This is a genomic window from Arthrobacter crusticola, assembly GCF_004357995.1.
GTDB classification, from domain to species: domain Bacteria; phylum Actinomycetota; class Actinomycetes; order Actinomycetales; family Micrococcaceae; genus Arthrobacter_D; species Arthrobacter_D crusticola.
The window spans coordinates 150,366-172,065 of sequence record NZ_SMTK01000006.1 but is presented as its reverse complement, the minus strand read 5'-3'; the positions used below and the strand labels follow the sequence as shown (position 1 = coordinate 172,065).

Sequence of the window (21,700 nt, the reverse complement as noted above, 5' to 3'; positions counted from 1 at the left end):
GCACTTAGCGACAAAGGCAGCACTTAACGACAAATGCACCGGCAATAACCGGTGCATTCGTCGTTAACGGGTGCGTGCGTCGTTATGTAGTTATGGAGTGCGTCCGTCCGGGCCGCGGTCCTCGGACCCGGGCGCGCCCCCGCGGTCAGGCCCGCCGTCGGGACCGTCCTGCGTGCCGTCCCCGCCGTCGGTCCCGTCCTGCGGGGCGTCCGGCGTCTCGAAACCGCCCGCGAGCAGACGCTCCAGTGCGGCGTCGACGTCGGACCCTGCGGATTCGATCAGCCGGCGGCGGGCGGTGAAGCCCGTCGGGTCATCGAGGTCCTCGGCGGTGGGCAGCAGGTCGGGGTGCTCCCAGATCGCGTCGCGGCCCTCGAGCCCGCGCTCCTCGGTGAGGTGGGCCCACAGCGCGGCGGCGTCCCGCAGCCGGCGCGGGCGCAGTTCGAGCCCGACCAGGGAGGCGAAGGCATGCTCGGCCGGGCCGCCGCTGGCCCGGCGCCGCCGCACGGTCTCGCGCAGCGCGGCCGCCGAGGGAAGGTTGACCGCGGCCGCGGCGGTGATCTCGTCGACCCACCCCTCGACCAGGGCAAGCACCGTCTCGAGCCGGGACAGCGCGGCCTCCTGCTCCGCCGTCCGTTCGGGCATGAACACGCCCTGGGACAGGGCGGCCTGCATGGATTCCGGGTTCGTGGGGTCGATCTCGCGGGCGGCGTCCTCGATCTTGGTCATGTCGATGTGGATCCCGCGGGCATACCGCTCAATGGTGCCCATGAGGTGGCCTGCCAGCCACGGCACCTGCGTGAAGAGGCGCACATGCGCTGCCTCCCGGACGGCCAGGAAGAGCGTGACCTCCTGTTCGGGAATGTCCAGGCCCTCACCGAAGGAGCGCACATTGGCGGGCAGCAGGGCCATCTGGCCGTCGGCGAGGGGGACGCCGATGTCGGTCGAGCCGAGCACCTCCTTGGAGAGCGCGCCCACGGCCTGGCCGAGCTGCATCCCGAACATCGCCCCGCCCATGTTCTGGAACATCGAGGCGCCGCCGCCCGCCATGCCGAGGATCGATTTCATCTCATCGGGCAGCTGCTCCGAGAGCGTGTCCGAGAGCGCCTTGGCGATGCTCACCGCCACCGGCTCGGTCAACCGGCGCCAGGTGCCCATCGTCGCTTCGATCCACTCGGCCTTCGACCAGGCCCGGCCGAGCTGCCCGGTGGGAGGGAACGCGGTGAAGGGGTCGATCCACATCTCGGCGACGCGCAGGGCCTCATCGACGGCACGGCGCTGCAGGGAGGTGACCGAGGGGTCGTTGTCCGAAGCGGCCACCCGGCGGGCATGCTCGTGCGCGAGCTGCCAGTTCACCGGACCGCTGCTGGGGGCGGAGAACATGGCCTGGACCTGCTGCATCATCATCGCCATGGCCTGGGGGTCCGACGGCAGCCCGGCCGCCTTGGCGATCTCCCGGGGATCGAATCCCTCCGCGTCGCCGCCGAGCAGCCTCGCGATCATTTCCGACAGCGGATCCTTGGGGGAGTCGTCGCCGTTGGAGGGGTTGGATGGGTTGGTCACAAATACCACCGGTCCTGGAAGTCGCTGAAAAGGCCTGCCGGTCCTGCGTGCCGTGGCACCGGTCCGCGCAGCTGTTGAGCCAACGTTACCGGCAGGGGAGCGGGCTTGTCCTAGAACCCCCGCGGGAGTTCGCTGAGGGCAAAGACGCGGCCCGGGACGGTGCCGGCACACGAACCGTTTAGGGTTGTAGAGGAGATCACTTCGTCCTCCCGTCCCGCGCTGGGCGGGCCGAACGGCCCGCGCCAGGGAAAAGGAAACCCCATCGTGTCACAGCCCGTCCGCACCGGAACCTATGAACCCGTGGAGCCGGAACGCCCCCGGGACCCCCGCGTCCGGGCCATGGTGACCTCCGGTGCGCTCGCCCTGATGCTGGGCGCCGCAGCGGTGCTGCTGCCGGCCCCGTACGTCCTCGAGGCGCCCGGTCCGACGTTCAACACCATCGGTGAAGCCCGCTCGCAGCCGCTGATCAAGATCTCCGGCCGGGAGACCTTCGACCCCGAGGGGGAACTGGACCTTACGACGGTGTACGTCAGCGGTGGTCCCAACGGCGACGTCAGCATCTTCGACGCTTTCCGGGCGTGGATCGACCCGGATCAGACCGTGAGCCCGGAGGAGCTCGTCTATGCTCCCGGCACCACCCGCTCGGACATTGAGGAGCGCAACACCGTCTCCATGATCTCCTCCCAGGAGTCTGCGATCGCCGCGGCACTGGGGCACCTGGACATCCCCTACGAGGAGTCGCTGACCGTCGTGGAGCTGGCCGAAGCGTCGGCGTCCGCGGGCGTCCTCGAACCCGGGGACACCATCACCTCCATCGACGGCGCCCCGGTGCGGAACATCGACACCCTCCGCACCGCCCTGACGGACGCCGCGGGTGCCGGGGTGGACCTCGAAGTGCTGCGTGGGGGATCGGCGGAGGAGCTGTCGGTGACCCCAAAGCGGTCCCCTGAGGGGAATTACCAGCTGGGGGTCCTGCTGACCTCGGAGTTCAACTTCCCCTTCGACGTCACCATCGCCCTCGACAATGTTGGCGGCCCCTCCGCCGGGTCCATGTTCGCCCTCGGCATCATCGACATGCTCACCGAGGGCGACCTCACCGGCGGCCGCCACTTCGCGGGGACCGGCACCATCGACTCCACCGGGGCGATCGGACGGATCGGCGGCATCCAGCAGAAACTGGTGGGCGCGCACGAGAACGGCGCGGAGTTCTTCCTCGCCCCGGCCGAGAACTGCGCTGAGGTCGTCGGCCACGTGCCGGACGGGCTGAAGGTGGTCAAGGTCAGCACCCTCGAGGAGGCCGTCAACGCTGTCGAGGTGCTGGGTTCGGGCGGGGACGGCGGCGGCCTGCCCACCTGCAGCTGACCGGATTCCCGGGCACCCGGAAGCCCGTGCCAGGACACGATTGCGGAACGATTCGCGGCGAAGCGGCGTAATCGGGCGCTGAGTTGTACCGCCCGCGCGCGAACAGGGCAGAATGGAGACCACGAAGGCAGAGACTGCGCCATGTTTCCGGCCCGCGGGGCCTGCGGCAGACCGTTTTGTGCTCGTCGTCGTGACCCACAGCCGCCAACGATGAGGTAAATGTGACATCCGGACCAGACCGGCCCTTCGGCAGACCGAGCCCTTCGAGTTCCACCGCGACCGCATCCGCCCGACGACGCAGCCCCCTGATTCCCACAGTCATCGTGCTCGCGATCCTAGTCATCGCCTTCGTATATCTCTCGCAGGTGTACGCCGACATCCTCTGGTACAACCAGCTGGGCTTCCTCGGCGTGTTCCTCACCGAGAATCTTTCCCGGATCGCCCTGTTCGTCGCCGCCTTCGTGATCATGGCCAGCGCGGTGTACGCGAGCCTGCGCATCGCCTATGGCAGCCGGCCCATCTACGCGCCGGACAGCGTGATGCAGGACAACCTCAACCGGTACCAGGCGCAGCTTGAGCCGATCCGCAAGCTGCTCATGCTCGGCATCCCGATTGTCCTGGGCGCCTTCGCCGGAACGGCCGCGGCCTCCCAGTGGCAGCAGGTCCTGCTGTTCATCAACCAGGAGCCCTTCGGCGACACCGACCCGGAGTTCGGCCTGGACTACTCCTTCTACATGTTCTCGCTGCCGTTCTTCGGCTTCCTCATCGGCTTTCTCACCAGCGTCGCGATCATCAGCGCGATCGCTGCGGTCCTCACCCACTACCTCTACGGCGGCATCCGGCTCGAGGAAAAGGGCCTGTTCACCACCAAAGCGGCCCGGGTCCAGATCGCCGTCATCGCGGCCCTGTTCCTCCTCCTGCAGGGGGTGAACTACTGGCTCGACCGGTACGCCACCCTGCAGAACACCGGCGGACGTTGGACCGGCGCCCTGTACACCGACGTCAACGCGGTGATCCCCACCAAGGCCATCCTCGCCGTCGCCGCCATCCTGGTGGCGGTCCTGTTCATCGTCGCCGCGGTCATCGGCCGCTGGCGGCTGCCCATCATCGGGACGGCGATGCTCATCATCACCGCGATCCTCGCCGGCGGGGTCTACCCCTGGGTGGTCCAGCGGTTCCAGGTCACTCCGTCGGAACTGACCCTCGAGCGGGAGTACATCCAGCGCAATATCGACCTGACCAGGGTTGCCTACGGGCTCGACAAGGTCGAGGCCATTCCCTACAACGCCACCACGACCGCCGAGCCCGGCGCGCTGCGTGAGGACGCGGAGACCACGGCGAACATCCGCCTGCTCGACCCGAACCTCGTGTCCGATGCCTTCAGCCAGCTTGAGCAGTTCCGGCAGTACTACCAGTTCCCGCCCACCCTGAACGTCGACCGCTACACGGTCGACGGCGAGGTCCAGGACACCGTGATCGCCGCGCGCGAGCTCAACCCCGAGGGCGTTCCGGCCGGGTGGGTCAATGAGCACGTGCTCTACACCCACGGCTACGGCGTCGTCGCCGCCCGCGGCTCGGTCGTCGAAGCCGACGGCAAGCCCTCCTTCACGCTCTCCGGCATCCCCTCCGCCGGGGCGCTCGGCAGCGATGAAACCTATGAGCCGCGGATCTACTTCGGCGAAGCGTCCCCCGAATACTCGATCGTCGGTGCGCCCGAGGGCGCCGAGCCGCGCGAGATCGACCGCCCGCAGAGCGATGATTCCGACGAGGAGTCAAAGAACACCTTCGCCGGTGAGGGCGGACCGAGCGTGGGGAACTTCTTCAACAAACTCGTGTACGCGATCAAGTTCCAGTCAACCGACCTGATGCTTTCGGATGCGGTGAACGGCGAATCGCAGATCCTCTACGACCGCACCCCGCGCGAGCGGGTCGAGAAGCTCGCGCCGTACCTCACCGTCGATGGCAACTCCTACCCGGCCATCGTCGATGGACGGGTCAAGTGGATTGTCGACGGGTACACGACGAACGAGTTCTTCCCGTACTCCACGCAGCAGGAGCTCGAATCGGCGACGATCGACTCCCAGACAGCGGACAACCTGTCCACCCCGCTGCCGGCCGACCAGGTCAACTACATCCGCAACGCCGTGAAGGCGACCGTCGACGCCTACGACGGCTCGGTCGAGCTGTACGCCTGGGACGACCAGGACCCGGTCCTGAAGGCCTGGAGCAAGGTGTTCCCCACCACCATCAAGCCCTACACGGAGATGTCCGCCGAGCTGATGGCGCACGTCCGCTACCCCGAGGACCAGTTCAAGGTGCAGCGTGAACTGCTGGCCCGCTACCACGTCACCAATGTCGACGTGTTCTTCGCCAACAGCGACGCGTGGAGCGTTCCCGACGATCCCACCGAGGGTGAGAGCGCCGACGTAAAGCAGCCTCCGTTCTACCTGTCCCTGAAGGTGCCGGGCCAGGATGAGGCGGCCTTCTCCCTCACCACCCCGTTCATTCCCTTCGTCGAGCCGGGCGGGGAAGCACGCAACGTGCTCTATGGGTTCCTTTCGGCCGTCGGCGACGCCGGCAGCGAGGCCGGGGTGAAGTCGGAGGACTACGGCAAGCTGCGGCTGCTCGAGCTGCCGCGCTCGACCTCGGTGCCCGGGCCCGGGCAGGCGCAGAACCGCTTCAACTCCGACCCGACAGTCTCCAACGCGTTGAACCTGCTGCGTCAGGGTGCCTCCGAGGTGATCAACGGAAACCTGCTGAGCCTGCCCGTGGGCGGTGGCCTGCTGTACGTGCAGCCGGTCTACGTCCAGTCCTCCGGGGCGTCCTCCTATCCGACGCTCCAGCGGGTTCTGGCCAGCTTCGGTGAGAAGGTCGGCTTCGCCCCGACCCTCGATGAGGCCCTCGACCAGGTGTTCGGCGGTGATTCCGGCGCAAGCGCAGGGGACTCCGAGAACGCTGGGGAGACGCCTACGACCCCCGGGACGCCGCCGGCTCCGACCGAGGACCCGACGGCCCAGCAGGCCCTCCGCGATGCCCTTGCGGAGGCGAACGAGGCCATCGAGGAAGGCCGGACGGCGCTGGCCGAGGGCGACTTCGCCGCCTACGGCGCTGCGCAGGACAAGCTGAATGCCGCGCTGCAGCGCGCGCTGGACGCGGAAGGCGAGATCACCGGCACGGTCGTCCCACCGGCCGACGGTGAAGCGCCGGCCGAGGGCGAAGCGCCGGCTGACGGCGAGGCGTCCGAGGCGCCGGCCGAAGGAGACAACGGGTAGGCGCCCGGGCGGGACCCCCGATTTGCCTCCCCATCCCGCGGCCGGTAGAGTTGAAACCGCGCCGCGGGGTGGAGCAGTTCGGTAGCTCGCTGGGCTCATAACCCAGAGGTCACAGGTTCAAATCCTGTCCCCGCAACGAAAAGAAGGTCCCGGCCAGGTTTCTGGCAGGGACCTTCTGCGTTTAACCGGACCGGTTCAATGAGTCCCGTGCGATAGTGCCGGCATCCTGGGGCCGGAGGCGGTGTCCCCAAGGGCCGCGGGTTCCCTTGTCACCTGAGTCGGCTCAGGCGTCGCCAAGGGCCTGAAAGGCGGCCAGGGCGCGCTGCCTGGATTCGGCCAGGTCGACCACCGGCGGCGGGTACCCCGGCGCGGCGCCCTTCCAGGGTTCATGGAGGTTTTCCGCGTCGGCCAGCTCGGGTACGTAGCGCAGCACATAGTCGCCGTCGGGGTCGAATTTCTTCGCCTGGGTGACGGGGTTGAAGATCCGGAAGTAGGGGCTGGCGTCGGCGCCGGAGCCCGCCACCCACTGCCAGTTCGCGGCGTTGCTCGCAGCGTCGGCGTCCACGAGCGCGTCCCAGAAGAACTGCTCGCCGACCCGCCAGTCGATCAGGAGGTTCTTGATCAAGAAGGACCCCGTCGCCATCCGCACCCGGTTGTGCATCCAGCCGATCTGCCACATCTGCCGCATTCCGGCGTCGATCAGGGGGTAGCCGGTGCGGCCGCGCTGCCAGGCCTTCAGCTCGGCGCCGGTATCGCTCTCCCATGCGAAGGCATTGAACTCCGGCCGGTAGTTCACCGTTGCGAGCTCCGGGTTGAAGTAGAGGAGCTGCCAGCAGAACTCACGCCAGCCGATCTCCGAGAGGTAGGAGCGGATGTCTTCGGCGAGCGGGCCGGACCTGCGTGCCTGCGCAGCGTGCCAGACGGTGAAGGGGCTGATTTCGCCATGGCGCAGGTACGGTGAGAGGCGGCTGGTGCCGTCGACGGCCGGCAGGTCACGGTTGGTGGCGTAGCCCTCCACGAGGGAGTCGAAGAAGTCCGCAAGCCGGGCGGTGGCCCCCGCCTCCCCGGGAACCCAGGTCTCGCGCAGGCCCTGCGCCCAGTCCGGGGTGGGAAGGAGCCCCCAGTCCGCCAGGGCGTCCGAGCGCACCACCGGGCCGGTGAGCCGCTCCGGCGCGGGCAGCGGCTGCCGCGGCTCGGGCTCCCGCAGGCAGGCACGCCAGAAGGGGGAGAACACCCGGAAGGGCTCTCCGGCGCCGGTGCGCACCTGCCAGGGCTCGAAGAGCAGGTTCGCCTGGAAGCTCGAGGCCGCGACGCCCGACTCCGCGCACTCCGCCTTCAGGGAGGCGTCCAGTTCACGTTCGGCGAGCCCGTAGCGCCGGTTCCACAGCACCGCTTCGGCGCCGGTTTCCGCGATCAGGGCCGGCAGGACGGTCCCGGCGGGACCGCGGCGGAGCACCAGGGGGACCCCGACGGATTCGAGGGACTCAGCGAGCGCGGCCAGGGAATGGTGCAGCCACCACCGGGAGGCACCGCCCGGGGGGCGGATGCCGGGGGTCTCCTCATCGAAGATGTACACGACGACGACCTCACCGCCGCGGGACGCCGCCTCGTGGAGCGCGGGATTGTCGGCGAGTCGGAGGTCATCGCGGAGCCACACAAGGGTAACGGCCATGGTCCCCAATGTACCTGCCAGCCGGATTCTGCAGGCAGGTACATTCGGGCGGCCGACCGGGAGCCGCCAAACCCGGCCCGGCCACCCGGCTACGCGGAGGCTCTGACCCCGACACACCGGCTGCGGCCCGGCCGCCGCGCTCGTGAACCCGGGCGCCTTAATGCAAAGAGAGCCGCAGCGCGGGCGCTGCGGCTCTCTTTGCCGGATTGCGTTCCGGAGCGGGCGTTACGGAGCGGTCGTCTCGGTGCCCTGGCTGATGGCCGACTGTGGCTGGGCCGGGGCACCGGATTTCAGGGCGGCGAGCCGTGCCTCGATTTCGGTCTGCTCGCCGAGGTCCTCAAGGCTTTCGAACTGCGCGTCGAGGCTCGAGCTGGCGAGCTCCTGCTGTCCGCGCACCTTGGCCTCTTCGCGCCGGATCTTCTCCTCGAACCGTCCCACCTCGCTGGTGGGGTCAAGGAAGTCGATGCTCTTGACGGCGTCGTGGACCTGCTGCTGGGCCTGCGCGGTGCGGGCGCGGGCGATGAGCTGGTCCCGCTTGGTGGTGAGCTCGCTGAGCTTGCCCTTCATCTGGTTCAGGCCGGTCTTCAGCTTGTCGACGATCTCCGTCTGCGAAGCGATCGTCGGCTCTGCGCCCTTGGCCTCGTTCTCCGCTGCGATTTGCCGCTGGATGGCGACCTTGGCGAGGTTGTCGAACTTCTCGGCGTCGACGGTGTCGCCGGAGCTGCGGTACTCGTCCGCCCGCTTCGACGCGGCCAGCGCCTTATTGCCCCAGCTTCGGGCGTTCTCCATGTCCTCGTTGTAGTCGTCCTGGATCATGCGGAGGTTCCCGATGGTCTGGGCGACGGCGCTCTCCGCCTCGGCGATGCTGTTGGTGTAGTCGCGGACCATCTGGTCCAACATTTTCTGCGGATCCTCCGCCTGGTCGAGCACGGAGTTGATGTTTGCCTTTGCCAGTTGCGCGATCCGGCCGAAAATTGACTGCTTTACCATGAGGTTTCCTCTCGATCTGTGAATGTTTCTCGTGAGTACTGGTGCGGTGGCGCCGGAGCTGCCGCCGCGGGATTAGAAGTCGCCTCCACCTCCGTCGAAGCCGCCGAAGCCTCCGCCCCCGCCGTCGAAACCGCCGAAGCCTCCGCCGCCGAAGACATCCCCGCCGCCGTCGCCTCCGCCGCCGAAGAATCCGCCGCCGCCGTTGAGCAGCCCGCCGAGCAGGATGCCGCCGAGCAGGGCACCTCCCATCCCGTCACCGCCGCCACGGCGGGCTCCGTACCCGCCGTAGCCGCCGTACCCCCGTCCTCCGAAGCCGGAGACGTCCTGTTCGGCGAGCTGCGCCGCCTGTTCGGCGAGCATCACCGCCTGCTCGGCATGGGACAGGGCGGTGACGGGGTCGGAGTTTTGGATGCTGACGGCATAGTCGAGGTTGCGTCCGGCTTCGGCGAGCCGTGTGCGGGCCTCGCTGCCGACGCCGCCGCGGCGTGCCCGGATATAGTCCTCGGTCCCCGAGATGCGCGAGTGCGCCGCCAGGAGGGTGTGCTGCAGGGATTCGCGGGCCCGCCGGGCCTGCTCGCTCTGGTCACGTACCCCGCCGATCGCGGCGTCGAGCTGGCGGTGGGCGCCCTCCACGCGTTCCAGCAGGGCAATGGGGTCGATGGGACCGGCCTGGCGCTGCGACCGCACGGTCTGGAGCGCCGACTCGGCCGCGGCGACCGGCCCGACGAGGTCGTCGTGGCGCCCGGTGCGGACCATGGCGGTCGCCTGGGCGAGGTCCTGCACGGTGTCCGTGACGGCCCGGTCGAGCTCCTGCTGGGCCGCCTCGAGTTCCGCGGCCCGCTTGTCGATGGCATCGAGCAGCAGGTTGGCCTGGCTGACGGACTCCTCGGCGGCGCGCACGGCGACGACGGCGGGCCCGGTCTCGCCGGCGTCCATCCGGCTCCGGGCCTCGGCTGCGGCACTCTCCACGAAGGCGAGGCGCTCGCGGGCCTGGTCGACGTTGTCCTGCACTTGGGAGGTGGCCGTGCCGGCGTACCGGCGCCTCAGGGCGGTCAGGCGCTCCTCCGCGGCGACGAAGCGGGTGCCGGCCGCGTTGGCCGCGTGGCGGGCGGCCTCGAGGGCCCGCGGGGCGTTCCGCTCGAGCTCGCGCAGCGAGTCGAAGTCGGCCTTGTGCGCCTGCAGGGACTCGTTGACCGCCTCGCAGCGGCGGATGATGTCTCCCAGCCAGGCGCGCTGTTGCTCCTCCGTGTCGGGGATGTGGTCATCGAGCTGCTGCTGCAGCTTGAACGACTCGCTCATGTGCACCTTGGCGGCGGCGATGTCGGCGGCGAAGGGCTTGACCGCAGCCTCGCCGTAGGAGGCCTCGGCGAAGCCGAGCTCCTGTTCGCTCGACTTGATCGCGTCGTCGGCGGCGATGAGCAGGCTTCCGGCGCGTTTGCGCAGGTCCTCGACGCTGAGGGAGGCCAGCGGGTCGACGACGGCGCCGTCGGATGCCTGCCCCGGCCCGTAGGTGATCTCCTTGGGCGCGGCCTGCCGCCGCCGGCGCGAACGCATGAAGAAGTAGCTGCCGGCACCGGCGAGGGCCACGAGGCCGATGAGGAACCCTGCACCGCCACCGCCGCCGTCGCCCGCCGCCCCTGCACCTGGGCCCCCGCCGGGGTCGGCCAGGACCGCTTCGGTCCCCTCAACGGCGGCGATCCCCGCCTCCGCGTAGTTCTGCCCGTCGAGCTGGGGGTCGATCTGCCGGTTGAAGATGTCATTCGTGTTTCCCGAGACCTCGGTGCCGTTGCCTGCGACAAACCGGGCCTGGCCCGACTCGACGGCCACCGCGAGCAGCGCGTCATCGGCTCCGAGGTTGCTCGCCTGGGCCGTTTCAACGGCCCAGGCCAGCGAGTCGGAGGGGCTGGTGAAGGTGTCGACGTAGACGACCTGGACGGTGTAGCCGTACTCGTCCTGGAGGCTGGTGATCGCGGCCTCGACGTCGCTGATGTCGCCCGGGGTGAGGACCCCGGCCTGGTCGACCACCGTCTCCCCGTCCGGGATGTCGATGGGGTCGGCGGCATAGGCCGCACCCGGCACCAATGTCAGCGCAATCAGGGCGCTGAGTCCCGCGGCGGCGCCGGTCCGCCTGGTCATCCGTTGCATTCAGTACCCTTCAGCATGTTCCCCGGCCACGCCCGTCGGGAAGAAAGGCGACGGACGCCGGGGCTCCCTGAATTTTGATTCTATGGCCGGTGGTTGGGGCCGTCCACCGGCACGGCGGGCGCAGACCTAAGCCTCAAGCGAAACTTGGTGAACCGATTCCGGTTCCCGGCGGAGGCACGGGTCCGCGCGCGGCCGCGGAGATGAAGCTGCCGCTCGGAGGGGGAATAATGGGCAGGGGGGCCCTATGCTTTCCGGCTGCTTCCCAGCAGACCTCCAGCAAATGCTCCCTCAAGGTTCAGTCTTCGTCGCCATAGTGGAGACAACCGCGATGAAAGGAATTCGAATGGCTGACCAGTTTGGGGGACCTGCCGGTCCTGACCGCCCGATCCCGCCCCGACCGGCCAACCCTCCAACGGCAGAGCAGGCGCAGGTTGCGGACTCCGGCAGTGCCTCCGAGGGCCGCACCGGCGGCGAGACGGCGGCCCTTCCCACCGCCGGGCCGGCAACCTACCGCCAGGGAGCCTCCGACGCTTCCCCCCAGAATTCCCACGGACATCGCTCCTATGGACAGAACTCCTACGGGCAGAATTCTTACGGGCAGAATTCCTACGGGCAGAACTCCTTCCGGCAGGGAACCTTCGGCCAGCCGGTACCTCCCGCCCAGCCCCCCTCCCAGCCCTGGCTCCAGTCCTCCGGGCAGCACGCGTCCGTTCGGGTCCGGGAAAAGAAACGCATCGGGGTTCCCGCCTTCCTCGCCGGCGTCCTCGCGGCCGGCCTGCTCGGCGGCGGCATCGCGGCAGGGGCCGACGGGCTTTTCGATGGCGGGGGCACCGCCGGATCAGGGTCGGGCGGCGGGCGCAGCGAGTCGGTGATCGTCAATAACTCCGACAGCGTCAACGAAATCACCGCCGCCGCCGTGAAGGCGTCGCCCAGTGTCGTCACCATCGCGGTCAGCGGGAACGGTTCGGGCGGGTCGGGCTCGGGGATCATCCTCGACGAGGAAGGGCACATCCTCACGAACACCCACGTTGTCACCCTTGGAGGGCAGGTCGCCGACGCCGCCGTCGAGGTCAAGACCAACGACGGCCGGGTCTTCCGCGCCGACATTGTCGGAACCGACCCGCTGTCCGACCTCGCCGTCATTAAGATCGACGCACCCGACCTGACGCCGGCTGCGCTCGGAAACTCGGAGGAACTGAACGTCGGCGACACCGCCATCGCCATCGGCGCGCCCCTGGGCCTGAGCGGCACGGTGACCGACGGCATCATCTCGACGCTCAACCGCACCATCAGCGTGGCGTCCTCGGCGGTGCCGGAGGAGCAGTCGGACGCCCCCGAGCAGCAGGAGGGCGACGGCTTCAACTTCCTGCCGCCCGACGGCTCACAGAAGCCCCAGCCGCAGTCCCAGGGCTCCATCTACCTCAACGTCATCCAGACCGACGCCGCCATCAACCAGGGCAACTCCGGCGGTGCCCTCGTCGATGCGCAGGGGCGGGTGATCGGCGTCAACGTCGCCATCGCCTCCAGCGGAAGCGATGAAAGCGCCGGGAACATCGGCGTCGGCTTCTCCATCCCGATCTCCTACGCCGAGCGGGTGGCCAACGACATCATCGAGGACGGCAAGGCCACCCACGGGTTCCTCGGCGTGACCGTTGAGCCTGCGGCCGGGGAGAACGCCTCCTCCGGGTCCACCTTCTCCGTTGGCGCCCAGGTGGCCGGGGTGGAGGCCGGATCACCGGCCGACGACGCCGAGATCCGCGAAGGCGACATCATCACCAAGGTGGGGGGTTCACCCATCGGGGACCCCCAGTCGCTCACCGCGGCGGTGCGCATGCAGCCGGTCGGGGAGACCGTTCCGGTCGAGGTGCGCCGCGGCGGGGAAACCGTCACCATCGACGTGACCCTCGCCGAGGCTCCCGCCGCCTGATTCCCGGGGTGCCCCGGCAGGGGCGCCCCGCCGGCGAAGGTCCGGACAACTTTATGGTTAGCTAGAGCGCGGGACAGACTGCCACCTTAGGAAGGTTTCTCATGGACGAGGCCCCGACTCCGGGACTGAATATCGCCGTACTGGTCAAGCACGTGCCCGACGCGCAGTTCGACCGCCACCTCAACGGCCCCCGCCACACCACCGAACGCTCCGAGAGCATCCTCTCCGAACTCGACGAGTACGCCCTCGAAGCGGCCCTCCAGCTCATCGAGCAGCACGGCGGCGATGCGGCCGGGCACCGGGTCACGGCTGTCACTATGGGCCCGGGTCCGGCCGTCAGCGCCGTGAAGAAGGCCCTGCAGATGGGTGCGGCCGAGGGTGTCCACCTCACCGACGACGCTCTGGCCGGATCGGATGCCTCCGCGACGTCCCGCGCGCTCGCCGCACTGATTTCCCACCTCGGCCCCTTCGACCTGATCCTCACGGGCATGGCCTCAACGGACGGGGAGACCTCCCTGGTTCCGGCCCAGCTGGCTGAACGCCTCGACCTGCCCCAGGTGACCTTCGCCGCGGCCCTCGAGCTTGAGGCCGCGGAACCGGGGTGGACGCTCACGGCCCGCCGCGACGGCGATGCCTACTCCGAGACCATCACCTGTCAGCTGCCCGCCCTGGTGTCGGTCACGGACCAGATCAATGAGCCGCGCTACCCCAACTTCAAGGGCATCATGGCGGCGAAGAAGAAGCCGCTGCGCACGCTGTCCCTCTCCGACATCGGACTGGCCGCCGACGAGGTCGGGTTCGCCGGCTCCTGGACGGCCGTCGAGGCCGCCGAACCGCGGCCTCCCCGCAGCCAGGGCATCGTGATCACGGACGAAGGCGACGCGGGCCTGCGGCTCGTCGACTTCCTCGCGGGACAAAAGCTCCTCTAGCCCGCCGCCCACCACTTCCTTCGAAAAGGAGACCGCAGCATGCCTACGGTACTTGTCTTCCTCCACGACCCCGGCGCGGTACTCGCCAAGAATGACCGGGAACTGCTCACCCTGGCAGGGACCCTCGGCGATCCCGTCGCAGCGGTGGCCGGCGACGCCGGCGACCCCCTGCTCGACGGACTGGGCTCCTACGGGGTGTCCACCTGCTACCTGCCCGCCGATCCGTCGGTGGGAAAGTCCCTGGTCGCGGGCAAGGCCGCCTTCCTGGCCGAGGCGGTGCGGGCCTCCGGTGCGTCGGTGGTGCTGCTCGGCAACGCCTACGAGGCGAAGGAAATCGCCGCCCGTGCGGGAGTCAGGCTGGAATCTGGCGTCATCACCGATGTCGTCGCGGTGGCTGATGACCTGACCGCGACGAAATCCGTCTTCGCCGGGTCCTACACCTCACAGTGCCGGGTCACCACCGGCATCCCGATTCTCGCGGTGAAGCCCAACAGCATCGAGGCCGCCGAGGCCGGGCAGCCGGCCACGCCGGAGACCGTCCGGGTCGAGGTTCCGGTCCCGGCCGCCGCCGCGGTCATCACCGGCCGGGTCGACAAGCCCGCCACCGGCCGGCCGGACCTCGCGGAGGCCCGCGTGATCGTCGCCGGAGGGCGCGGCGTGGACGGTAACTTCGCCCCGCTCGAGGAACTCGCCGACCTCCTCGGCGGGGCCGTTGGCGCTTCCCGGGCGGCGACCGACGCCGGGTGGATCGAGCACTCGGCACAAATCGGCCAGACCGGCAAGACGGTGTCCCCCCAGCTGTACATCTCGGCGGGCATCTCCGGGGCCGTGCAGCAGAAGGCCGGGATGCAGACCTCCCAGGTGATCGTGGCGATCAATAAGGATCCCGATTCACCCGTCTTCGAGATCGCCGACTTCGGCGTGGTGGGCGACCTGTTCACCGTCCTGCCGCAGGCGGCCGAGGAGATCCGGAAGCGCAGGGCCTGAGGTGGAACCCGAACGCAACACCATCCGCCGCGTCCTGTGCTTCGCCGCCCACCCCGACGACCTCGACTTCGGGGCGGCCGGCACCGTGGCCGCCTGGACCACGGCCGGGATCCAGGTGAGCTACTGCATCCTGACCGACGGTGACGCCGGGGGCTTTTCCGAGGAGCACCGGAACACCATCGTCGAAACGCGCCACGAGGAGCAGCGCCGGGCGGCGCGCCTCGTTGGCGTCGAGGACGTGAGCTTCCTCGGCGAACGGGACGGTTACCTGAGCCCCACCGAGGCAGTGATCCGCGGCATCGTGGCCCGCATCCGAGAGGTGCGCCCCGATATCGTTGTCTCCTCCCACCCGGAACGGAACTGGGACCGGCTGCAGAAGAGCCACCCCGACCACCTCGCCTGCGGAGAGGCCGTCACGCGGGCGGTGTACCCGGCGGTGGAGAACCCGTTCGCCTTCCCTGAGCTGGCGGCGGCCGGGCTTGAGGCCTACCGGGTGCCCTGGCTGTGGTTCTACGGCGGGCCCGAGGAGAAGGAAAACCACTTCGTCGACGTCACCGGCTTCGAGGACGTGAAGCTCCAGGCCATCCGTACCCACATCAGCCAGCATCCCGATGTCGAGAAGATGGATGCCGCGGTCCGCAGCATGCTCCTAGGCAATGCCGTCCGCGGGGGGCTGCCGGGCGGGCGCAGCGCCGAGGGGTTCCACGTCGTGGGCGTGAATACCGAGCAGACCATCGCCGGCTTCTAGCCCGGCACAGGCGGAACAGCGCAGGCTGACAGCACAAGCGAAGGGGCCCGGTATCGACCGGGCCCCTTTACGTTTCCTGTCAGAGCCGCCTGCCCCCGCCCGCCGCTTAGGTGCGGAAGGGGATCTCTGCGATGACGGGCGTGGTGGGAACCGGTGACCCGCCGTCGGGCTCGACGGTAATGGCGATGCCCCTGAAGGAACTGATCCCCTCGACCTCGGTGACCTTCGTGCCGGCGACGTCTTCGGCGTCCATCGTGCTGACCGAGACGGGCGCCGACCCGTCCGCGGGCAGCCGCCACATCTGGTACACGGAGCCTTCGGGCGGGGCGGGGACGCCCTTCAGCGTCACCACCGCGGCGTCCTCCTCCTCGGACAAAGCCAGGCCCGCGGTGCCGCCGGCGGGAATCACGTAGGAGCCGGTGACGACGTCGGAGGCCTGGAGGACTTCCTGCTCAATGGAGGTCTGCCCGAGGTTCTGCGCCACGGTGACACCTCCGACAGCAACCAGCACCGCCGCCGCTGCCGCGGTCAGCCAGCGGGTGGCGGGGGAGGCCCACATCCCTTTCGTCCGCCGCCTGCGGGCGAGTTCGTCGCCGGCCGCGGAAGCGCCGCCTCCAGCGGTGGCGGCCGGTCGCGCAGCAGTGGCGCCGGCCGGGTCCCCTGCCGGCGCTTCAGTGCCGCCGCTTGTGCCGCCGGTGCCGGCCGGTGCGGAGGCGGGAATCTGGCTCAGGATTTTCTCGAGCAGCCCGGCCGGAGGCTCTTCCTCCTGGATGGCATAGGCCGTGGTGATCGTCTCGCGGTTCGAGCGGACCCGATCGTTGAAGGCCTGCCGGAGGCCCTCATCGTGGGCCAGGAACTCCTCGATCGCGGTGCGCTCGTCGTCGGTCACGGCGTCCAGGGCATACATCTCGGCCCACTCGAGCACATGCCCGCGTTGGAGGTCCTGCTGAAGGTCTTCTGCGAATTGTCTGTTCATGTCCTTGTCCTGCAATCAGCTCACCCCCAGGCATGCCTTGAGGCGGATCAAGCCGTCCCGGATCCTCGACTTGATGGTGGGTACCGCAACCCCGAGCTTCTCTGCGACTTCACGGTAGGTCAGTCCACCGTAGTAGGCGAGCCTGACAGATTCCTGTTGGGTGTCTGTGAGGGTGTCGAGGCACTTCACCACGGTCTCGGCCTCAAGCCGCTGGGTCACCGTGTCAACGACGTCGTCGTGGTCGATGGTCTGGGTGGCAGCGCCATACCGTGCTTCCCGGTCGGTCGAGCTCTGCTCGGACCGGACCTTATCGACGGCCCGCCGGTGGGCCAGGGTCATCAGCCAGGCCATCGGGCTGCCGGCGGCCGGATCGAACCGCCCGGCGCTGTTCCACACCTGGAGGTAGACCTCCTGGGTTGCGTCCTCGCTCAGTTCCGGGTCGATCAGGACCCGCCGGGCCAGCCCGTAGACACGCCGGGAGGTCTGGGCGTAGAACGCGGCAAAGGCCTCCTGGTCCTGCCCGGCGATCCGCAGCAGGAGGTCGGTCAGCGTGGGCTCGCCGGCGGTGCCGGCAGCATCATCGGCCAGCCCACCCGCTGGGGTTCTCCCGGCTGTGGCCCGGCTTACTCGTGGCGTGTCCATAGGGTCCAAGCATAGAGCGCCAACCGCCCGGTGCCGAACATCCCTTGAAGAGGGGAGGAGCACGGCATGCAGCCTTTCCGAGACCCGATTCACCCACTTCACCGCCCTTAATGTGCTCCGGAAACTCTGTCAGCTGCGCCCACGCCGTTTGCGCAGGTGGTGCCCCGGGCCGCCGTCCACTGCGGCCCGGGGCGTCCATGCAACGGATTCGGAGCCGAGCCGGTTCCGGATGGGCCGGTCCGGGGGCCGGCTCGGCCCGAACAGCGGGCCGGGGGGTGCGTGCGTCAGCCCGGGGTCTGCCCGGGTTCTCCGACCCGGGCCGTGGCAACGAGGGAATCGGCGTTCAGCACGAAGTCCTCGCCGAGCAGCGCGGTGAACCGGTCGCGGATCCGTCCGCGCAGATCCGGTGCTTCAGGGAGCACCGTGCGGTAGCCGCTGCCGAGCACCAGCGACCAGGCCATTCCGGGTTCGAGGGGAACCGACAGCGACACCGCCTGAACCTCCGCTTCCCGGAATCCGTGGGCGGCCAGCCAGTCCACCAGCTTCTCCTCGGAGGCGAGCTTTTCCCAGTTGGCGGTGAAGTCCGGGCGGGCCTGGTAAACCGCCGGGGCCCGCTCTGCGCCGCAGGCCTCGAGGAGGATCGCCTCGAACCCCTCGAGTGCGCCCTCGTTCCAGGTGCTCAGGGCAAGGCGTCCGCCGGGGCGAAGGAGGGAGGCCATCCGGGTGGTCGTCGCTGCCATGTCCGGGACGAGGAAGAGCCCGTAGCAGCAGAGGACGGCATCGTAGGGACCGGCGCTCCAGTGTGCGGGGTCGCCGACGCTGAAACGGATGTTCTCAAGGTTCAGTGCCTCGGCCTTGGCCCGCGCCATATCGAGCATCGCCGCTGACGGGTCGACGGCGTCGACGGTCCCGTCCGGCCCGCAGAGCTGGGCCGCGGGAATGGTGCCGGCGCCGGTGCCGGCCCAGGCGTCGAGCACCAGCTCACCCAGATGCACGTCGGCGGCGGCGACCACCGCATTGGCGATCGGGTTCCACAGGGCGGGAGCCAGCAGTTCGAAGTCCTCGGCCCCCTGGTCCGGGAGGGCTGAGGCGTGGCGTGGGGTCATCTGCGGGCTCCTAGGGTGGGTCAGCGGTCGGCGCCGGCGAAGCCATGCTGGCGCCAGGCCTCGTAGAGGGCGATCGAGGCGGTATTGGCCAGGTTGAGCGAGCGCCGCGAGGGGAGCATCGGCAGGCGGACCCTCGCCGTGACGTGGGGATCCTGCTTGACCTCCTCGGGCAGGCCCACCGATTCCGGGCCGAACAGGAGCACATCCGAAGGCCGGTAGCTGATGTCGGTGTAGGAAACGTCCCCCTCGGCGGTGAACGCGTAGACCCTCTCGGGGGCGAGCGCCCGCCAGGCGGATTCGAGGTCGGCGTGGACGCGCAGGACCGCCAGGTCGTGGTAGTCCAGGCCTGCCCGGCGCAGCTTCGAATCCTCGAGGCTGAACCCGAGGGGCTCCACCAGGTGGAGTTCGGCTCCGGCTACCGCTGCAAGGCGGATCGCATTGCCGGTGTTGCCCGGAATTTCGGGGGAGTGGAAGAGGATACGGAACACCGCTCCATCCTAGCTCCCGGCCGCCGAAAGCAGCCGCCCCAGCACGGGAAGCTGCACCGTATTGGGCTGGGGTCCGGCGGCCAGGAACGTCTTGAGGGTGCGGGCCGCGGTCCCGGCGTTGACCACCTGCACCAGGGCGGGCGCCGAGCGGTCGAACCCCGGGGGAGTGTCGATGACGGGGTCGAACGGGTTGTTGCGGGCCCCGTGGATCAGGACCCAACCGGTGACGTTGCATTCGGGGAAGAGTTCCTGGACCTCCCTCACCGTCGCGGGCATGCGCAGCGCCACCGGGCGCCCCTGGTGGCGCAGGGAACGCCCGTCCCAGCTGAAGTTCCCGGGCGATGCCGTGAACGAATCGATGACGGCGATCCGGTACCCGGCGAGCACGACGTGGCCGGCGGCCGTCCGGGCCCGGTTGGGGAACACGAGGCCGTTGACGAGCCGTGCCGCCGGGTACCCTTCCAGCACGGTGGCCTCCACCAGGGCCGTGGTGCGCAGTTCCCCGTCAAGCCGGGATCTCGCCTCGGCGCCGAGGCGCGCGATCAGCCCGGGCTGGCGCGCGGCGCCGTGCGACTGCCGGCCTGCGAGCACCAGGGGCAGCACGGGGGGCTGCTCCGGGGAGAAGGGCGGGAGGTACACGGGCGGACGGGCGAAGACGCCGTCGTCCGTGGCTCCCGAGCCGGAGTTCCCGGCGGGACGCGCGCCGCCGCCGAAACTGCGGGAGCCGGCGGCGGCCTCGTCGCGCCGTCCGCCGAACCGTTCGCGCCTGTCGTACTGTTCGCGCCGCGCCGGATCGGAGAGGGTCTCGTAGGCGACCGCCACGGAGTGGAACAGTTCTTCGCTGCCCCCGAGGTCGGGGTGGGCCTTCCGCGCGGCACGGCGGTAGGCGTCCTTGACCTGCTTCGGCGTGGCACCCGGCGCTATGCCCAGGATGTCGTAGTAGGACGGGTCCGACCGCTCGGGCATCGCACGCCTTTCATTGGGGAAACTTCGGAACTTTGCACATCTGAACCGGGCCGGGCCCCGCCCGGTGCCGCCCTCGGCGCCCGGCGGGCACCGGAGGGAACCTCAGCGTCGAACGTACCGCGCATAGAGCGCCGATTCCTCATGCAGCAGGGATGCGAGCCGCAGCGGCACCGGCTGCTGCGGGCCCGTGCCGTGGGAGATGCGGGGTTCCTTCCCGCCGACGAGGAGCGGGCTCAGCGAAAGGCACAGCTCGTCCATAAGGCCGGCGGCCGTGAAGGAGTCCAGGACGGCCGGTCCGCCCTCGCACAGCACGCGCCCCAGGCCGCGCCCGGCCAGGTGGCGCACCACCTGGGCAGGGTCCACCACGGAGGCACCGCAGTCGACGACGTCGGCAACCCGCTCCAGTGCGCGGCGCCGGCCGGGGTCGGCAGCGGTAGCGGTAAAGATCAGGGGACGCACCGGCGGTGCGGCGAAAAGGCCCGCGTCGGGGTCGAGATCGAGCGACCCGGAGATGACGGCGACGGCGGGGTGGCCCGCCCGGCCCGACGCGCGGCGCGCGGCCTGGGCGTGCGGATCGATGAGCTCGCCTTCGTAGCCCTCGGCGCGGACTGTGCCGGCGCCCACGAGAATCACGTCCGCGAGCCGCCTCAGGAGGGCGAAGATCAGCCGGTCCCCGTCGTTGCCCAGCCCGCCGGAGCGGCCGGCGACGGCCGCGGCGCCGTCGGCCGACGCGATGAAGTTGAACCGGACGAAGGGTCCCGGTGTGGGCGGATAGGCGTATTCGGCCAGCAGGTCCGCCTCGGTGAGCGGACCGGGCGCGCCGGGGAGAAGGGAGGTGATCATGGCCCGTTGGAGCCGTTCCGTTCGCCCATGTTGTGCCGGAGGTAGGCCGGAGGCCGGAAGCCCAGGACGGCCTCGGTCAGGCGCAGTGCCGAACGGGCCGCCGCAACATTGTGCATCCTCACGATCCTCGCCCCGCCCAGGATGCAGATGACCGCCGCCGCCAGGGAACCTTCGGTCCGCGACTCCTTGGGGACGTCGAGGGTCTCACCGATGAAGTCCTTGTTCGAGACGGCGGCGAGGGTTGGAAAGCCGAGCCCGGCGATCTCGGCGAAGCGCCGGGTGAGCTCCAGCGACTGCAGGGTGTTTTTGTTGAGGTCGTGCCCGGGATCGAGCAGGATGCGCTCCTCGGGGACGCCCAGTGAGACCGCGAGGTCGACCCGGCGCAGCAGGAAGTCGGCGACTTCCCGGGCCACGTCGTCGTAGCGGGGCCGGGGGTACGCCCTGCGCGGCTCGGCGAGGCTGTGCGTGATGATCACGTGGGCTCCCGCGTCCGCCACCACCGCGGCAAGGTCCGGGTTCCGCAGGCCCGTGGTGTCGTTGACGACGTTGGCGCCCGCCGCGAGCGCCGCGGCCGCCACCGAGGGGTGGAAGGTGTCGGCGGAGATGATGACGTCGCCCGCCGCCCGCACGGCGGCGATCACGGGAACGATGCGTTCGGCCTCTTCGGCCTCCGGGATGGGTTCTCCGGGGGCGAAGGGCGCGCCGCCGATGTCGATCCAGTCGGCTCCCTCGGCCACCGCGGCCAGTGAGGCCTTCGTGGCGGCCTCCAGGGCGAAGGTCCGGCCCGAGTCGTAGAACGAGTCGGGGGTCCGGTTGATGATGGCCATGAGGGCCACCTGCCGGTCGAAATCCAGGGTCCGGGGCCCGAAGGCGTGGACGGGGTGCCGGAAGGCCGGCACGAAGATGCCCGGTGGCTCCGGGGCCACAGCTGTTTCGTCCACGAGCTATTTCTACCAGACCCGCCTTCGGCCGGGCGGAGCCCTGCTGGTGGCGCCGCTCCGTTGCCGAATCGTCACCGAATCGGCACCCGGCTTCCGATGTGTCCCTGCGGGGAGTCCTTCCGCTCCCGTCTAGGCTTGGCGGAATT

The 21,700-nt window shown here is 69.6% G+C and carries 17 protein-coding genes and 1 tRNA gene; 7 read left to right on the top strand and 11 right to left on the bottom strand.

Annotated elements, in window-relative coordinates; translation table 11 throughout:
• Positions 1 to 90: 90 nt before the first annotated feature.
• Complete coding sequence (locus tag E2F48_RS16610; RefSeq protein ID WP_133405160.1) at positions 91 to 1,500, bottom strand: zinc-dependent metalloprotease; 1,410 nt, start codon at positions 1,498 to 1,500, stop codon at positions 91 to 93.
• A gap of 324 nt (positions 1,501 to 1,824) precedes the next feature.
• On the opposite strand from E2F48_RS16610, the gene E2F48_RS16605 reads away from it, so the two are divergent.
• From E2F48_RS16605 to E2F48_RS16595, 3 genes are all read left to right on the top strand, one after another.
• Positions 1,825 to 2,922 carry a YlbL family protein gene (locus E2F48_RS16605; RefSeq protein WP_246019214.1) on the top strand — a complete coding sequence of 366 codons (1,098 nt, stop codon included), beginning with the start codon at positions 1,825 to 1,827 and terminating at the stop codon, positions 2,920 to 2,922.
• 305 nt (positions 2,923 to 3,227) lie between these two features.
• The gene (locus E2F48_RS16600; RefSeq protein WP_281274830.1) at positions 3,228 to 6,194 is read left to right on the top strand and encodes a UPF0182 family membrane protein; all 2,967 of its coding nucleotides are present in this window, start codon (positions 3,228 to 3,230) and stop codon (positions 6,192 to 6,194) included.
• A 62-nt stretch (positions 6,195 to 6,256) separates the two neighbouring features.
• Positions 6,257 to 6,330 (top strand) — tRNA-Met (locus tag E2F48_RS16595).
• Positions 6,331 to 6,477: 147 nt separating this feature from the next.
• Here the strand turns inward: E2F48_RS16595 and E2F48_RS16590 are convergent.
• The 3 genes from E2F48_RS16590 to E2F48_RS16580 form a co-directional block, all read right to left on the bottom strand.
• Positions 6,478 to 7,866 carry a cryptochrome/photolyase family protein gene (locus E2F48_RS16590; protein ID WP_133405063.1) on the bottom strand — a complete coding sequence of 463 codons (1,389 nt, stop codon included), beginning with the start codon at positions 7,864 to 7,866 and terminating at the stop codon, positions 6,478 to 6,480.
• Positions 7,867 to 8,091: 225 nt separating this feature from the next.
• Positions 8,092 to 8,856, bottom strand: coding sequence for a PspA/IM30 family protein (locus tag E2F48_RS16585; RefSeq protein ID WP_133405062.1), 765 nt, complete (start codon positions 8,854 to 8,856; stop codon positions 8,092 to 8,094).
• Between the two features lie 72 nt (positions 8,857 to 8,928).
• Positions 8,929 to 11,001 (bottom strand): TPM domain-containing protein, encoded by a 2,073-nt coding sequence (locus tag E2F48_RS16580; protein WP_133405061.1) that lies wholly within the window; start codon positions 10,999 to 11,001, stop codon positions 8,929 to 8,931.
• A gap of 343 nt (positions 11,002 to 11,344) precedes the next feature.
• Between E2F48_RS16580 and E2F48_RS16575 the strand changes: the two genes are divergently transcribed.
• From E2F48_RS16575 to E2F48_RS16560, 4 genes are all read left to right on the top strand, one after another.
• Positions 11,345 to 12,928: a S1C family serine protease gene (locus E2F48_RS16575; RefSeq protein WP_246019212.1), complete on the top strand. Its 1,584-nt coding sequence runs from the start codon at positions 11,345 to 11,347 to the stop codon at positions 12,926 to 12,928.
• Between the two features lie 101 nt (positions 12,929 to 13,029).
• Complete coding sequence (locus E2F48_RS16570) at positions 13,030 to 13,857, top strand: electron transfer flavoprotein subunit beta/FixA family protein (RefSeq protein ID WP_185149836.1); 828 nt, start codon at positions 13,030 to 13,032, stop codon at positions 13,855 to 13,857.
• A gap of 39 nt (positions 13,858 to 13,896) precedes the next feature.
• Positions 13,897 to 14,844, top strand: a complete 948-nt coding sequence (locus E2F48_RS16565) for an electron transfer flavoprotein subunit alpha/FixB family protein (RefSeq protein ID WP_133405059.1) — start codon at positions 13,897 to 13,899, stop codon at positions 14,842 to 14,844.
• 1 nt (position 14,845) lies between these two features.
• The gene (locus E2F48_RS16560; RefSeq protein WP_133405058.1) at positions 14,846 to 15,592 is read left to right on the top strand and encodes a PIG-L deacetylase family protein; all 747 of its coding nucleotides are present in this window, start codon (positions 14,846 to 14,848) and stop codon (positions 15,590 to 15,592) included.
• A 106-nt stretch (positions 15,593 to 15,698) separates the two neighbouring features.
• Here E2F48_RS16560 and E2F48_RS16555 read toward each other — a convergent pair whose 3' ends face one another.
• From E2F48_RS16555 to folP, 7 genes are all read right to left on the bottom strand, one after another.
• Complete coding sequence (locus tag E2F48_RS16555; RefSeq protein ID WP_133405057.1) at positions 15,699 to 16,568, bottom strand: anti-sigma factor; 870 nt, start codon at positions 16,566 to 16,568, stop codon at positions 15,699 to 15,701.
• Positions 16,569 to 16,583: 15 nt separating this feature from the next.
• Positions 16,584 to 17,210: an ECF RNA polymerase sigma factor SigK gene (gene sigK, locus E2F48_RS16550; protein ID WP_133405056.1), complete on the bottom strand. Its 627-nt coding sequence runs from the start codon at positions 17,208 to 17,210 to the stop codon at positions 16,584 to 16,586.
• A gap of 284 nt (positions 17,211 to 17,494) precedes the next feature.
• A complete protein-coding gene (locus tag E2F48_RS16545) occupies positions 17,495 to 18,316 on the bottom strand; it encodes a class I SAM-dependent methyltransferase (protein WP_133405055.1) in 822 nt (273 codons plus the stop codon).
• A gap of 20 nt (positions 18,317 to 18,336) precedes the next feature.
• Positions 18,337 to 18,804, bottom strand: coding sequence for a tRNA (cytidine(34)-2'-O)-methyltransferase (locus E2F48_RS16540; RefSeq protein WP_133405054.1), 468 nt, complete (start codon positions 18,802 to 18,804; stop codon positions 18,337 to 18,339).
• Positions 18,805 to 18,813: 9 nt separating this feature from the next.
• Entirely contained in the window at positions 18,814 to 19,770 is a 957-nt protein-coding gene (locus tag E2F48_RS16535) for a J domain-containing protein (protein WP_133405053.1), read from the bottom strand.
• Between the two features lie 102 nt (positions 19,771 to 19,872).
• Positions 19,873 to 20,613 carry a pyrimidine reductase family protein gene (locus E2F48_RS16530; RefSeq protein ID WP_133405052.1) on the bottom strand — a complete coding sequence of 247 codons (741 nt, stop codon included), beginning with the start codon at positions 20,611 to 20,613 and terminating at the stop codon, positions 19,873 to 19,875.
• Complete coding sequence (folP, locus tag E2F48_RS16525) at positions 20,610 to 21,554, bottom strand: dihydropteroate synthase (protein WP_246019209.1); 945 nt, start codon at positions 21,552 to 21,554, stop codon at positions 20,610 to 20,612. The genes E2F48_RS16530 and folP overlap by 4 nt, the downstream gene beginning before the upstream one ends.
• Positions 21,555 to 21,700 lie beyond the last annotated feature (146 nt).

Excerpts from the sequence above, each read along its gene's own strand:
- E2F48_RS16610 (WP_133405160.1), bottom strand. The coding sequence starts at position 1,500 with ATGATCGCGAGGCTGCTCGGCGGCGACGCGGAGGGATTCGATCCCCGG.
- E2F48_RS16590 (WP_133405063.1), bottom strand. The coding sequence starts at position 7,866 with ATGGCCGTTACCCTTGTGTGGCTCCGCGATGACCTCCGACTCGCCGAC.
- E2F48_RS16585 (WP_133405062.1), bottom strand. The coding sequence starts at position 8,856 with ATGGTAAAGCAGTCAATTTTCGGCCGGATCGCGCAACTGGCAAAGGCA.
- E2F48_RS16580 (WP_133405061.1), bottom strand. The coding sequence starts at position 11,001 with ATGCAACGGATGACCAGGCGGACCGGCGCCGCCGCGGGACTCAGCGCC.
- E2F48_RS16575 (WP_246019212.1), top strand. The coding sequence starts at position 11,345 with ATGGCTGACCAGTTTGGGGGACCTGCCGGTCCTGACCGCCCGATCCCG.
- E2F48_RS16570 (WP_185149836.1), top strand. The coding sequence starts at position 13,030 with ATGGACGAGGCCCCGACTCCGGGACTGAATATCGCCGTACTGGTCAAG.
- E2F48_RS16565 (WP_133405059.1), top strand. The coding sequence starts at position 13,897 with ATGCCTACGGTACTTGTCTTCCTCCACGACCCCGGCGCGGTACTCGCC.
- E2F48_RS16555 (WP_133405057.1), bottom strand. The coding sequence starts at position 16,568 with ATGAACAGACAATTCGCAGAAGACCTTCAGCAGGACCTCCAACGCGGG.
- sigK (WP_133405056.1), bottom strand. The coding sequence starts at position 17,210 with ATGGACACGCCACGAGTAAGCCGGGCCACAGCCGGGAGAACCCCAGCG.
- E2F48_RS16545 (WP_133405055.1), bottom strand. The coding sequence starts at position 18,316 with ATGACCCCACGCCACGCCTCAGCCCTCCCGGACCAGGGGGCCGAGGAC.
- E2F48_RS16535 (WP_133405053.1), bottom strand. The coding sequence starts at position 19,770 with ATGCCCGAGCGGTCGGACCCGTCCTACTACGACATCCTGGGCATAGCG.
- E2F48_RS16530 (WP_133405052.1), bottom strand. The coding sequence starts at position 20,613 with ATGATCACCTCCCTTCTCCCCGGCGCGCCCGGTCCGCTCACCGAGGCG.